Raw genomic sequence first — 15,302 nt, 5'->3', positions numbered from 1 at the left:
TTCGATGGCTCAAGTGATGGTAGATGAAAGTACAAAGATGTTATATTCTCCTGATGAAAGCGTTTTTTTATGGTTTAGTATCGACGGAGGACGTCCTTACTATAGCGTGTCCTACAAGCAGCAGCCTGTGGTGAAAAAGTCATATTTGGGATTGGAACTCGCCAAAGATAAGCACGCCAGCAAGGGGTTGGAGGAAACCGATTTGATGGGGGACTTCCAGCTTGTAGATACCAAGAAATCTACTTTCGACGAGACATGGCAACCTGTATGGGGAGAGACGCGTGAGATACGCAACAACTATAACGAGTTGGCAGTTACGCTGAAACAGCGTGAAACGAACCGTATCATGATTCTCCGCTTCCGTGTCTATGACGACGGTGTAGGCTTTCGCTACGAATTTCCACAGCAACCCGACCTCAACTATTTCATTATAAAGGAAGAGCACACACAGTTTGCTATGGCCGGCGACCATACTGCTTGGTGGATTCCCGGCGATTACGACACGCAGGAGCAAGAGACACAGGAGTCAAAGCTCTCCGAGATTCGCTCGCGATTCCACGATGCAGTGAACTGGAGTAACTCTTCGGTAAGCGTATTCTCTGAAACCGGTGTGCAAACATCGCTGCAAATGAAATCGGCCGACGGCCTCTACATCAATATTCATGAAGCAGCCTGCGTGGATTACGCCACGATGCACCTCAACCTCGATGACAAAACAATGACTTTCGAGTCGTGGCTTACTCCCGACGCAACGGGCTTAAAGGGCTTTATGCAGACGCCTTGTCAAACGCCGTGGCGCACGGTGATGGTGAGCGACGATGCCCGAGACATGCTTTCAAGCAACCTTATCCTCAATCTCAACGAACCGTGTAAGATTGAAGACACAAGTTGGATTCATCCAACAAAATACTGCGGTGTTTGGTGGGAAATGATTGTCGGCAAAAGCACATGGAGCTACACGGACGACTTCCTTTCCGTAGACCTTGACCGAACCAACTATCAAACAGCCAAACCTAACGGCCGACATGGAGCCAACACAGAGAATGTGAAGCGTTACATAGACTTTGCTGCCAAAAACGGGCTCGACCAAGTGCTCGTCGAAGGATGGAATATCGGATGGGAAGACTGGTTCGGGCACTGGAAAGAATATGTCTTCGATTTCGTTACACCCTATCCCGACTTCGACCTATGGGAACTTAACAACTACGCTAAGAAGAAAGGTGTGAAGCTGATGATGCACCACGAAACATCATCGAGCGTTACAAACTACGAGCAACACCTCGAAAAAGCCTTCAACTTCATGAACCGTTGGGGATATGATGCCGTAAAGACCGGCTACGTGGGCGACATCATTCCCCGCGGCGACCACCACTATTCACAGTCAATGAACAAACATTATATGCACGTAGTCGAAGAAGCCGCCAAGCACCGCATCATGGTCAATGCTCACGAGGCAACCCGGCCGACAGGTTTATGCCGCACCTATCCCAACCTCATTGGCAATGAGTCGGCACGCGGAACAGAATATGAAGCCTTCGGTGGCAATAGGCCTGACCACACCGTTATCCTGCCTTTCACCCGATTACAGGGTGGCCCCATGGACTACACGCCCGGTATTCTGGAAACGCAACTCAACACATGGAGCGACAACAAGAATCAGGTGAACACAACGCTCGTAGGACAGCTCGCACTCTACGTAACCATGTACAGTCCACTCCAAATGGTTGCCGACCTGCCGGAGAACTATGCCAAATATGCCGATGCTTTCCAATTTATTCGCGATGTGCCCTGTAATTGGGAACAAAGCATCTATCTTGAGGCCGAACCTGCACGCTATGTAACCGTTGCTCGCAAAGCTCCTTATGAGGGCGTCGATTGCTGGTACGTTGGCGGCAAATGCAATGAAGACGGACATACCAGCGTTATTAAGCTCGACTTCCTCGAAACCGATGGTTACTACAACTGCACCATCTATGCTGATGCAAAGAATGCCCACTACAAAAAGAACCCAAAGGCATATACCATCCAAAAGAAGCGAGTGAAGAAAGGCGATATCCTAAAGATAAAACAAGCACCCGGCGGTGGTTTCGCAATGAGCCTCTATGAGGCCAATCCATCCTTGAAAGCAGTCATACGATAGAAATAAATCCCCCAGCAATATGAATATCAAACAGCATATAGCAGTCTCTTTCTTTGCGTTCATCTTCGCGCAACGTGTCGGTGCACAGCAGACATTCAACGAGATGTCCTACTCACCCAAAGCCACTGTATTCAAGCTCAACGCACCCACCAAGCCAACACTTCGACTCTACGATGCGGGGCTGGGCGGAAAGGCCTATAAAAAGGTGACGCTCGTTCAGTGTTCACCCAACGTTTGGACAGCCACCGTGAAAGGCGACCTCAAAGGTAAGTTCTACACCTTCGACATCGGTCACGGCGAAACGCCCGGTGTTTTTGCCAAGGCAGTGGGCGTGAATGGAAAAAGAGCGGCCGTTATTGATATGAAAAGCACTGACCCTACAGGTTGGGAGACCGATGCGCGTCTGTCGCTGGCTACTCCAGCCGACCTCGTGCTCTACGAGATGCACCACCGAGATTTCTCTATTCATCCCTCATCAGGTTTCGTTCATAAGGGTCAATTCCTTGCCCTCACCGAACCGAAAGCCATCCGTCATTTGCAGGAACTTGGTGTAAATGCCGTTCACCTCTTGCCTTCGTTCGATTATGCTACGGTAGATGAGACCCGTCTCGACAAGCCACAATACAATTGGGGCTACGATCCGTTGAACTACAATGTGCCCGAAGGCTCCTACGCCACCGACCCCTACACGCCTGAAACACGCATCCGCGAGTTTAAGGAAATGGTGCAGGCACTCCACAAAGCCGGTATCCGAGTGGTACTCGACGTTGTTTACAACCATACACACGACATCAATGGCAGCAACTTCCAGCGCACTTTCCCCGATGAATACTATCGTAAGACGGCCGACGGACGATATTCCGACGGGTCGGGATGCGGCAATGAAACAGCCAGCGAGCGGTCTCTTATGCGACAATTCATGCTCGAATCATTTCAATATTGGGCACAGGAATACCATATAGACGGTTTCCGCGTAGACCTCATGGGCATCCACGACATTGAAACCATGAACCTCATAAGAGCCAAACTCACAGCCATCGACCCAAACATCTTTATCTATGGAGAGGGCTGGAGTGCCGGAACATGCGCTTATCCACAAGAGAAGTTAGCCATGAAAGCCAACATTTCGCTCATGAAAGGTATCGCAGCATTCAGCGATGAACTGCGTGATGCCCTGCGGGGGCCATTCAGTGACGATACGAAAGGGGCATTTCTGGCCGGTATCTTCGGAGGAGAAGAGAGTTTGAAGTTCGGTATTGCCGGGGCGATAGCCCACCCGCAAGTAGACATGAGCCGGGTAAACTACAGCAAAACACCATGGGCGACGCAACCCACACAGATGGTTTCATACGTCAGTTGCCATGACGATATGTGCTTGACCGACCGCTTGCGTGCCTCGATACCTCAACTTTCAGAAGATGAACTCATACGTCTCGACCTGCTGGCGCAAACTGCTGTCTTCACATCACAGGGCATCCCCTTCCTGCTTAGCGGTGAAGAAATGTTCAGAAACAAAAAGGGCGTGCATAATTCGTTCAACTCTCCCGATTCGATTAACAGTCTCGATTGGGATAACCTGAAACGTTTCCCGCAAGTATTCGATTATTACAAGGGGCTGATAGCTATGCGCCGCCACCACAAAGCGTTTCGTTTAGGCGATGCCGACTTAGTGAGAAAGCATTTATCATTCTTTCTTACCGAGCCGTGTCTTATCGGCTACAGGCTTGAAGGCAATGCCGGCGGGGATGAATGGAGAAATATCACCGTTATCCTAAATGCCAATCAAGAGACAAAAACAGTGAAAGTGCCCCACGGAAGCTATACCGTGGTCTGCCAGAACGGCCACATCAACGAGAACGGACTCGATCACATAGAGGGCGATAGCATAGCTGTGACGCCGCAATCAGCTCTCATCATGTACGAGAAATAGCGCATTGCTCACTCATTCAACACAAATCATAAAAACGAAACATGAAAAAAATCATCTTGTTTTCCCTCCTTTTGCTGACTGCCGGTATAGCCAACGCTGCATTGAAAATCAATAAAATAGAGCCGTCTTATTGGTTTGCCGGCATGAAAGAGCCGTCTTTGCAACTCATGGTGTACGGCAATGATGTGCGCGATGCCGAGGTAACGATAGACGATACGCGAGTTCGCATCGACAGCATTGTAAGGTTAGACAGTCCCGACTATCTGCTTGTTTACCTCAACCTGAAAGAGGCGAACGCCGGCACGCTGACCCTCCGTTTCAAGAACGGCGGCCGACAGACAGCTGTAAAGTATGCGCTAAAACCTCGCGTCATGAGTGGCGATGAGCGCAAAGGGTTCTCCAATGCCGACGTTCTCTATATGCTGATGCCCGACAGGTTTGCATCGGGCGATACCAAAAACGACCGGATCAAAGGTCTCTACACCTATACCGTAGACCGTTCGCAGCCCAGCCTGCGCCACGGCGGCGACCTCGAAGGCATTCGCAAGCATCTGGATTACTTCACCCAGCTGGGCGTGACCGCCCTTTGGTTTACCCCAATATTGGAAAACAACACACCCGATACCGGTCTGAACAGCTCGTACCATGGTTATGCCACTACCGACTACTACCGTGTAGACCCGCGTTTCGGCACCAACGAAGCGTATAAACGACTGATTGACGAAGCCCATTCAAAGGGTCTGAAGATAGTCATGGACATGATATTCAACCATTGCGACGTGCGCCATCCATGGTGTCTCAACCCACCCTCTAAGGATTGGTTCAACTGCCACCAAGGCCACGACGGCTATTTGCAGACCAGCTATAAACTCACCCCTGTGCTCGACCCCTACGCTTCGCAAGTGGATATGCGTGAAACGGTAGATGGTTGGTTCGTTTCTGCTTATGCCGACCTGAATCAAAGGAATCCTCACGTGATGAAATACCTCACCCAAAACAGCGTATGGTGGATAGAATCGGCAGGAATAGACGGCATACGAATGGACACTTACCCCTATGCCGACCGACAGGCGATGGCACATTGGATGAAAACACTCGACACCGAATACCCTCATTTCAATGTAGTGGGCGAGACGTGGGTCACCGAACCCGCCTATACCGCTGCGTGGCAGAAAGACTCGAAGCTGTCTCCCATCAACAGCTATCTCAAATCCGTGATGGACTTCAGTTTCTTCGAGAAGCTCAGTCAAGCCAAGAAAGAGGAAACAGACGCATGGTGGGAGGGCTACAACCGCATCTACAACAGTCTGGTCTACGACTACTTGTATACCGATCCCTCTCATGTGATGGCATTCATCGAAAACCACGACACCGACAGATTTCTGGGAAATGGCCGTGATACCTTGGCACTGAAACAGGCCTTGGCACTGCTGCTCACCATCAACCGTACGCCCCAGCTCTATTATGGAACAGAGATTTTGATGAACGGCACGAAAGAACGCACGGACGGCGATGTGCGCCGAGACTTTCCCGGGGGCTTCCCGGGCGATTCGAGAAATGCCTTTACCCGTGAGGGACGCACGCCCGAAGAAAACGCTATGTTTGATTGGATGAGCCGATTGCTGCATTGGAGGCAGGGCAACGACGTGATAACAAAAGGACGACAGACACAGTTTATCCCTCATAAGGGTGTCTATGTCGTGGCCAGACAGCATGATGGCTGCACCGTTCTCACCATTCTCAACGGCACAAGCAAACCGGCTGCACTGGAAGTGGCACGCTATGCCGAGGTGATAGGCAAGGCGCGCATGGGACAAGACGTACTCACGGGACGCACCGTAAGCCTTCAACAAGACTTATCTCTTGCCCCTCGGGAGACGTTGGTCTTGGAAGTAGAGGAGTAGACGGCAAGTTATTAGCCCCTTTCTCCACAGGAAGAAGCGGAAAAAGGAATAGCCCTGAACAGACAGACGGGAAGGGAGGAAAAGGCTCCGGCTCACCTCCCATCTGTTAAAAGCTAAGTTCTTACGATGTAGGAGCTTAGCTTTTAGCGTGTCAAAGCTAAGCTTTCGCGCCTTGGAAGCTATGCTTTTAGAGAGATGCCTCTAACAGTCTTTCCATCAGAAGGTTACCTTGGGAGTGGAGACCGGTGTAAAACAAGCACCCATCAGGATAGTCATGAAGGTTTTACAGGCATGTGGCTACGGCCTATTCTTCAATCATATAAGCGCGGAGAATTTTGCCGTAATAGGCAATATGGGCATCGCGGTTGGAACCGGAAGATGTGCCGGATATGTCTTGCGGATAACATTTTTCGTAAGCGGTGCGGTCTTCCAGCGCGTCGAGGTTTTGCAGTTGCTTGTACACAACTTGGCATTCGAGCGTGAGCGGAAACTCTTTGATGGCCGGCACGGATACCTCCTCTCCGTCAACGAGTGTCAGTCCGAGCTGTGCAATCTTGTCGATGTCGCGTCCGCTCTTGGTGCCGCAGACGGCAAGGGCTTTCATCGGAGAGTCAGCTCGGGGAATGTTGATGGTAAATTGGCCATTCTTATCGAGCAAGGAACGTGTGAAGCGTCCTTCTCTGACGACCGTGATGAAGAGCGGATAGTTCCACTCGATACCCAACATACCCCAGCTGATGGTCATGGTGTTCACACGTCCGTCGGCACAGGAGGTCAGCAACACGCCTGTTTTCAAGGCTTTCAGAATTTCGCAGGCATGGTCTGCCACATTGATTTCTCTTTTCTTCATGGGTCGTATCTTTTTGCGGATGAATGGGTCAAAGTTAGCCATTTTCGATGAGAAAGCCGTCGCATGAGGATGAAAAGCCACGAATTTTATGTATTTTTGCACGCATGAAAGAAAGTCTCAGCAACCGAAAGATAGCCGTATTGCTATCCGGCGGTGTAGACAGTTCGGTGGTTTTACACGAACTATCGCGTGCCGGATTGCAGCCGGATTGCTTCTACATCAAGATAGGCCCCGAGGAACACGAAGAGTGGGACTGCTCTTCGGAAGAGGATTTGGAGATGGCCGGTGCGGTAGCAGCTCGCTATGGATGCCGGTTAGAGGTAGTGGATTGCCATCAGGAATATTGGAATCAGGTAACGAAATATACCCTCGAGAAAGTGAAAGCGGGCTTTACGCCCAATCCCGACGTGATGTGCAACAGGCTTATTAAGTTCGGTGCGTTCGATGAAAAGAAAGGACACGAGTATGAACTCATAGCAACGGGACATTATGCACAGACCGAAATCATTGACGGACACAAGTGGCTGGTAACAAGTCCTGACCCTGTAAAAGACCAAACCGACTTTCTTGCACAGTTATACGATTGGCAATTACGCAAAGCCCTTTTCCCTATAGGACATTACAGGAAAGAGGAGGTGAGGCAGATAGCCGAACGCGAGCATCTGATTAATGCCAAACGAAAAGACAGTCAGGGGATTTGCTTTCTCGGAAAAATCAACTACAACGACTACATACGCCGCTACTTAGGAGAAAACGAGGGCGAAGTGGTGGAATTAGAAACAGGCAAATGTATCGGCAAACACAAGGGACTTTGGTTCCACACCATAGGGCAACGCCACGGATTGGGCTTCGGCGGCGGCCCGTGGTATGCTGTCAGAAAAGACGTGAAGCGAAATATACTCTACGTGAGCAAGGGCTTTGAGCCTGCAACGGCTTACCGTCGGGACTTCGAGATAGCCGACTTTCACTTCCTCACACTGCCTGTGGAGATGGAAGACGTGTGTTTCAAGATACGTCATACACCTGAATACCACAAAGCAAAGCTCGAAAAACGGGGTAACGGTGCTTACACAGTACATGCCGAAAAGCCGGTACAAGGAGTGGCACCCGGGCAGTTCTGCGTGGTGTATGACGAGCAACATCACCGTTGTTTCGGAAGCGGCGAGATAGCATGGTCATGCTCCGAAGAGCTGTAAGCTGTATGCCGTGCTTCTCCATCATCCCATCCCCCATCTTTGAAAAACCTTTAAAAACAACCCTATCATGGCTCTACAGACAGAAAAAGTGCTCTCTATTGTGATTCCTACATATAATATGGAGGATTATTTAGACCGTTGTCTTTCCTCATTGCTCATAGACAAGCACTTGGAAGACCTCGAAGTATGGGTTGTAAACGATGGGAGCACCGATAGGTCGAAGGCGATTGCCGAAGCATATACCAAACGTTATGCAGGCATTTTCTTTCTCATAGACAAACCCAACGGTAACTATGGCTCGTGCATCAACGCCGCCCTACCCGTTGCCCGCGGTCGTTATGTGAAGATATTGGATGCCGATGACCGTTTTGAAACGGCGAATTTGGCTCGGCTCGTTGAGACTTTACGCACCATAGATGTAGACTTGGTGATGACAGACCTTATCAAGGACTATACCGACGGACACCACAAGGAGGAACATCTCTCACTGCCCGCAGGACGTATCCTGCCCTTCGACGAGATATGCCATGAGCCATCCGTACGCAATCTGTGGATGCACAATGTGACATATCGCACCCGTAACTTGCAAGAGATGGGCTACCGACAGGCGGAAGGTATCTCCTATACCGATCAACAATGGATTTTCGCCCCTTTATCGACCGTTCGCACGGCCTATTACTTAAACCTGACGGTGTATAGATACCTGCTCGGACGAGAAGGACAGACAGTGGGAAAGAGCCATACGAACAGGAATTTTCATCACAACGTGGTGTGTACGAACAATATGCTCTTGCAATGGAAGACGCTACCGCCATGCTCGGAAGCAGTGAAAGGATTGCTCAATTATAAGCTCTTGCGACGTTTACGCCTGATTTACAGAACATATCTGCTAAGACAACACGACTTCGACAACCCTTATCTGATTGACTTGGACGAAAAACTGCAGGCATTGCATCCGCAAATGTATGAGGCATGCGGGCGTTTGTTGATGAGTAAACCGCTGTTTTGCGTAAGGTTTATCCGGTTGTGGAGACAGAATCATCGGTCGCGTCGCTTGCATTGGCTCGTGACACTGTACGGGTTGCTGCATTAAAAAACAGAGGCTTGATTGCCCCAAAAGAATGTGAATAACTTCAAAAAGCAGCGGTTTTATCGGGTTATTCCTCCTCCAACATGTTAAAAGTGAAACTTTTTGAAAGGTTTCGATGTAAGCTGCGTAATCTTTTCATCCTTTTCTCTTACATTTGCACCCTTATTTTATTTATTTTTTCCACTTTTAAACAGAGATAACACGAATGGTAAAGAAGTTAGTAATGATGATGGCCGGCTTGTTCCTGAGCATAGGAATGGCCGTAGCCCAATCGACTGTCTCCGGTACAGTAGTTTCTCAAGAAGACGGACAACCCATTATCGGTGCATCCGTAAAAGTAGTAGGAACGACGACAGGAACAGTGACAGACCTTGACGGACATTTCTCTCTCGCGTCGGTAAACAAAGGCGCGCAGTTGGAAATCTCGTACATAGGTATGGTAACAAAGATTGTTCGGGCAGAAAACAACATGAGCATCACACTCGAAACAGACCAGAAAACGCTGGATGAAGTGGTGGTGGTTGCCTATGGAACGGCCAAACGCCAATCCATTACGGGTTCGGTTGCTGTGGTCGATGCCAAGAACATCGAAGGACGTATCGCTACATCCGTGACCGGTGCTCTTGAGGGTGCTGCCCCCGGGGTGCAGGTAAACAACTCGTATGGAGAACCCGGTGCTGCCCCGAAGATACATATCCGCGGTGTAGGAACGTTGGTAAAAGATGCTGACCAGCCGCTGTATATCGTAGATGGAACGGCATATGAGGGTAATATCGCAGAGCTGAATCCCAATGATATTGAGAATATGTCGGTATTGAAGGATGCCTCTTCAGCCGCCCTTTATGGTAACCGTGCAGCCAATGGCGTGGTGTTGATTACAACGAAACGTGCCAAATATGCCTCGAAACCAAGTCTTTCGCTGAAAATAGACCAAGGGTTCTATACCCGAGGTATCGCAGAATACGATCGTTTAGGTGCTGACCAATGGATGGAATCAACGTGGATAGCAATGAAGAACTATGCCATGTCGGGAAGTATGCACCTCTCAGAGACGGCAGCTGCAGCTTTTGCCACGAATCATCTCATATCGAGTTTCGCCAGAAAGAATATCTACAATGCGGCCGATAATGCCTTGTTTGATGCAAACGGCAAGCTCACGGCCTCGAAAAATCCGTACTACAACGACCTCGATTGGCAGGATGCCGTGGAAAGAACGGGGTATAGACAGGAATACAACCTTTCGTCGGGTGTGTCGGGAGAGAAGTTCAACGTCTATTCTTCGGCAAGTTACTTGAAAGAGAAAGGTTATACCATTAACTCCCAATATGAGCGTTTTACAGCGCGTATCAACAGTAGGTTCAATCCCACAAAGTGGTTTGAGCTGGGTTTAAACCTCAACGGAGCAATCGCAAACCGTGATTTCAACGAGAGCGCAACGGGTACTTTCTTCGGCAATCCATTCAACATGGCGCGATACATGGCACCCATCTACTCGTATTATGCCCATAACGCCGACGGCTCGTTTATCTACAACGCCGACGGAAGCAAGCAATACGATACCTCTTCTTCGTATCTGTCTAACCGTAACATCGCTTACGAAATACGAACGGATAAAGACAAGAACAAGAGAAGTGTGCTCGATGGCCAGATTTACGGAAAAATCAGTCTGCCATACGGCTTCAACTTCACGACAAAAGCCAACTTTAACCATGCCACAAACAACCGGACGAGGTATAGCAACCCTAATATCGGAGACGGCGCAAGCAGCAACGGACGGCTCAACCTGTACAACTTCCAATATACCACCTATACAGCACAGGAGCTGTTGGATTGGAGCCACGACTTCGATGTACACCATGTAGATGTACTGGTGGGACATGAAAACTTCAGTTGGAAACGTAAGTACGACATGGTGATGAACACCAACATGGCCGTTCCTAACAACCTGACACTCGGAAACTTCTTGAATAACGCTACGACAGAGGGCTACAATGATGTGTACAGGACGGAGTCTTACCTGACGCGCATACGTTACAACTATGACGAACGTTACTTCGCCGACTTCTCCTATCGTCGCGATGGCTCCTCGAAGTTCCATAAAGACCATCGGTGGGGCGATTTCTTCTCATTCGGACTTAATTGGAATATGAAGCGGGAGAACTTTCTTAAAGATGTGAAATGGATAGACCAACTTCGTACACGTCTCTCTTATGGAGAGGTGGGCAATGATGCCGGCGTGGGCTATTATGCCTATCAATCGCTCTACTATATTGATAAGAACGGGGGTAACGCAGCCTTGATGAAACAGACACGTGGCACGGAAAACTTGAAATGGGAGACCACACAGACTGTGGACTTCGGTATCGAGGGTTCGCTTTTCAATCGTTTGAACTTCAGCATCGGATACTTCGACAAACGCTCTAAAGACCTGCTATTCGAGGTACGTATGCCAAGTTCTCTCGGTGCTTTCTTCGGCGACGATAAGAACATGAACCCCGTTATCAGCCAGAACATCGGTACCATCTCTAACAGAGGTTTCGAGATTTCTCTTAACGGAGATGTCATCCGAGACAAGGATTGGACATGGAACCTTGCCTTTGATGCCACCACACTGAAGAATAAAGTCATCAAACTACCCGGAGGAAAAGACATCCTCCATGGGGAACAGAACTACTCAGAAGGCCACTCCGCATATGAATGGTACACCTATCACTTTGTGGGCGTAGACCAAATGACCGGACTTTCACTCTACAACCTTGATCCCGACAAAGAGGCAACAGCATTGGCCAATGATGCACTTGTTGAAATCAATGGCACAAAGTACACGACATCTGTTAGCTATTCGAAACGCGAATGGGCGGGCACAGCTCTACCGTCGGTCTATGGGTCATTCGGGTCTCAACTGCGTTGGCGCGACCTCTCCCTCAGCATGTTAATGACCTATAGTTTAGGCGGAAAGATATACGATGATGCCTATCGTGCACTGATGTCTACGGCTTCGGCCTCTTCGGCCTCCGCATTACACAAAGATGTTCTTAAATCGTGGACGGCAGCACCTGCGGGTATGACAGCTACATCTGCCAATCGTATTGACCCCAATGGCATACCTTTGCTTGATTTCAACCGCAGCATCGACACTAACGCAACAAGTTCACGCTGGCTCACAAGCGCATCTTACCTCGTGTTGAAGAACATCACGCTGACCTACCGTTTGCCTAAACCATTGGTTACATCATGGGGACTTGGCGGCATCAGTGTAAAGGCTGGTATCGAGAATCTGTTCACGATTACCTCACGAAAGGGATTGAATCCGCAATTCAGTTTCAACGGAGACTCGGACAACACCTATGTATCGGCAAGAGTATTCAGCTTCGGTATGGCGTTAGACTTCTAACCGACGGGTAAGAAAACAACTGTATCGACAAACAAAACATAACACGACACAACATGAGACGTATTTTCAAACATTTATATATCGGTGCCCTGCTGCTCGGAACAACGGCCTTGGCATCGTGCGCAAGCGATTATCTGGACACGACACCCACACAGTCGGTCAATGAAGACCATGTATGGACAACGACCGAAATGGGACAGAAAGCCCTCAACGGTATCGCTAAAATCATGGTCACACAGCATGCTTTCTATGGACAAGCCTTCGCCGGAGAGAATGTCATCATGCGACTGTATGAGAACTTACCCAGCCAGAACTACAACTACAACTACTATGCATCGGGCTGGGCACCGATACATAACCAGACTTTCCACTATCGCGCAGACTCGAAATACGACGCTTACGGATGGAATTACTACTACCAAATCATCGGAAGTGCCAATCAAATCATTGCCAAAATCGACAAGGCACAAGGCACAGACGCTGAAAAGAAATTCATCAAAGCCGCAGCACTCACTTTCCGAGCCTATGCCTACGAGAAGCTTATCCGCTATTATTGCTATCGCTGGCAGGATAGTAACAACGGTGCCTCCCGTGGTCTGCCTCTCCGCTTAGGTGAAGAAACAGACAACTTGGCGGCTTCTACACTCGCAGAAACCTATGCACAGGTGTACACAGACTGCCAAGAGGCCATCACACTCTTTACTTCCAGCGGTCTGAAGCGTGAGAGCGGAAAGGTGTGGATGCCCAACATCAATGTGGCACATGCCGTTTATGCCCGTGCTGCCCTTGCCAAACAAGACTATGCCACTGCCCTTGCACAGGCCAAACTTGCCCGTTCCAACTATGCACTCATGAGCAATGCAGCCTATGCATCCGGCTTTTGCAAGCCCACAAGTGAGTGGATTTTCGGTAGTTATGGTGCATCTTCAGAGCAGTTATGGTACTGGGCGTATGGTGTGCAGGGAGCATGCAATGGCAACCACACCACCGAGAATCCCACCGGCGCAGGCACTATCGGACATGAACTCATCAAGCGCATCCCCAACAATGATGCCCGCAAACAGCTCTTTATCACCGAAGATAAATTCACCACTATCGACATCACCGACGCCGAACAGGTAGACCAGACATTCGGTATCATCAATACCGATACCGCTTTCTTGGCAACTCAAGTAGACTCTATCCTCAAGGTACACTCCGTGGAAGGCCTTTCTAAGCCCTATCCTAACGGCATCGTCTATCTCGACGGACACCTTAAGTTCTGGGTCATTGACCAACCCGGCGTGAGCTATCTCCCTTTCATCCGCTCAAGCGAGATGGTACTCATCGAGGCCGAAGCCAACTATTTTCTCGGTAATACTGCCGACGCACAGGCCGCCCTCGTAACGCTCAACGCCACCTCTGGCCGTAACGCCGCCTATACGTGTACGAAGATGGGCGATGACCTGCTGAATGAAATCAAGGACTATCGCGAACTCGAACTATGGGGCGAGGGCTTTGCATGGAGCGACTATAAGCGTTGGAATCAGCCCGTTGTGCGTCACAGCTTCGCAGAAGGTGGCAACGCCCATATCTCCGTGGCCATCACAGTGCCCGTAGAGGCCGCTAATAAGTGGACATGGGTATATCCCAATAGCGAAACAGAACATAACAAAAGCGTTACGATGACCGAATAAACCTCGGATTATCCATCTACTTACTCAGGCGAAAAAGGCGGAAAGCAAAGCATCTTTGGCATTTGCTCTCCGCCTTTTTCTGTGAAAGCATTTCTTTGGCATAGTGTTTGATAGTACTTCTATGGTAAAGAATGCATACTGCAAATATTAACTTAACATAGAAAAAACAGCAATATGGAAGTAAAGATTACAAGTGAGAATTTCGAGAGCTATAAGAACGGCGACTTGCCTTTCGTAGTTGATTTCTGGGCAACATGGTGTGGCCCCTGCCGCATGGTAGGGCCTATCATCTCCGAACTTGCCGAAGAGTACGATGGAAAAATTGTAGTGGGTAAATGCGATGTAGAGGAAAACGACGACATCGCTATGCAGTATGGCATCCGTAATATACCTACCCTCCTCTTCTTCAAGGGCGGCCAACAGGTAGATAAGTTCGTCGGTGCTACCAACAAAGCCGCACTCGACGAGAAATTCAAGGCATTGCTCTGATATAGCATATACCACCAGCCGCTTCCGCTTCAGCAGATAATGCTGATGCGATACGGTTTCTTACATGCAACTTTCCTGTATGCGGATAAACAGGATATAGAGGGGATCCGAAGTCACTCAGGCTTCCGAATCCCCCTTTTTCGTGTCCGCCCGTCTGCAATCTTGTCAGTGTGCCATTTCGGCATACCCTCCCTCCTTTTTTATGTGGTAAACGATACCGAATATCTCTCCCCTTCCGCCTTCCTCCATAAGGGTAAAAGTTTGTTTTAATGCACAATGCATTATACAAAAGAGGGTCGTTCGCACCTATAATACTCACCTTTTTACCCTCTTTTTACCCAAGGCGTTACCTTGGGCTAATATATTGCGCGCGCTTTGCTTTCCGCTCCGCTATTCGCTCCGCACAGCGAACTTCGTTTCAGCGCTTACCTTTCAACCATCAAGAGCATATAGTCGAGATTTCCACCGCCCCATACTTTCCCCACTCATAAAGCAGGAGTAAACTTTGAAAGAAGTACATTGTAGGGCACATCGATACCATATTATAATGGTACAAGGTGTAATGTAAGCTCTGAAAGAGCGCAAGATATCAGCCCAGCGCGCAGCGCTGGGTATAGAACATTTCCTTAAATG

General features: G+C 49.2%; 9 protein-coding genes. 8 read left to right on the top strand and 1 reads right to left on the bottom strand.

Translation table 11 applies throughout. The annotated features are described in order from the left end of the window. Positions 1-16: 16 nt before the first annotated feature. From HMPREF0658_RS07865 to HMPREF0658_RS07855, 3 genes are read left to right on the top strand one after another with little or no spacing between them, the layout of a single operon-like run. Positions 17-2,140: a glycoside hydrolase family 97 protein gene (locus HMPREF0658_RS07865; protein WP_374188086.1), complete on the top strand. Its 2,124-nt coding sequence runs from the start codon at positions 17-19 to the stop codon at positions 2,138-2,140. Between the two features lie 19 nt (positions 2,141-2,159). Further along, positions 2,160-4,070 carry a type I pullulanase gene (pulA, locus tag HMPREF0658_RS07860; RefSeq protein WP_006949959.1) on the top strand — a complete coding sequence of 637 codons (1,911 nt, stop codon included), beginning with the start codon at positions 2,160-2,162 and terminating at the stop codon, positions 4,068-4,070. A 41-nt stretch (positions 4,071-4,111) separates the two neighbouring features. Beyond that, on the top strand, positions 4,112-5,974 hold the full coding sequence (locus tag HMPREF0658_RS07855; protein ID WP_006949958.1) for a glycoside hydrolase family 13 protein: 1,863 nt from the start codon (positions 4,112-4,114) through the stop codon (positions 5,972-5,974). Positions 5,975-6,278: 304 nt separating this feature from the next. Here HMPREF0658_RS07855 and HMPREF0658_RS07850 read toward each other — a convergent pair whose 3' ends face one another. Then, the gene (locus HMPREF0658_RS07850) at positions 6,279-6,824 is read right to left on the bottom strand and encodes a flavin reductase family protein (protein ID WP_006949957.1); all 546 of its coding nucleotides are present in this window, start codon (positions 6,822-6,824) and stop codon (positions 6,279-6,281) included. Between the two features lie 104 nt (positions 6,825-6,928). Here HMPREF0658_RS07850 and mnmA point away from each other — a divergent pair, with 104 nt between their 5' ends. From mnmA to trxA, 5 genes are all read left to right on the top strand, one after another. Further along, entirely contained in the window at positions 6,929-8,020 is a 1,092-nt protein-coding gene (gene mnmA, locus HMPREF0658_RS07845) for a tRNA 2-thiouridine(34) synthase MnmA (protein ID WP_024990943.1), read from the top strand. 67 nt (positions 8,021-8,087) lie between these two features. After that, on the top strand, positions 8,088-9,113 hold the full coding sequence (locus tag HMPREF0658_RS10695; protein ID WP_006949952.1) for a glycosyltransferase family 2 protein: 1,026 nt from the start codon (positions 8,088-8,090) through the stop codon (positions 9,111-9,113). A 202-nt stretch (positions 9,114-9,315) separates the two neighbouring features. Further along, complete coding sequence (locus HMPREF0658_RS07835) at positions 9,316-12,504, top strand: SusC/RagA family TonB-linked outer membrane protein (protein WP_006949951.1); 3,189 nt, start codon at positions 9,316-9,318, stop codon at positions 12,502-12,504. A gap of 53 nt (positions 12,505-12,557) precedes the next feature. Then, positions 12,558-14,180, top strand: a complete 1,623-nt coding sequence (locus HMPREF0658_RS07830) for a RagB/SusD family nutrient uptake outer membrane protein (protein ID WP_006949949.1) — start codon at positions 12,558-12,560, stop codon at positions 14,178-14,180. Positions 14,181-14,354: 174 nt separating this feature from the next. Continuing rightward, complete coding sequence (gene trxA / locus HMPREF0658_RS07825) at positions 14,355-14,669, top strand: thioredoxin (protein ID WP_006949947.1); 315 nt, start codon at positions 14,355-14,357, stop codon at positions 14,667-14,669. Positions 14,670-15,302: the final 633 nt, after the last annotated feature.

This window comes from Hoylesella marshii DSM 16973 = JCM 13450, assembly GCF_000146675.1.
GTDB lineage: Bacteria > Bacteroidota > Bacteroidia > Bacteroidales > Bacteroidaceae > Prevotella > Prevotella marshii.
Note: the sequence above shows the minus strand (reverse complement) of the source record. Positions and strands in the feature narration are given on the sequence as shown.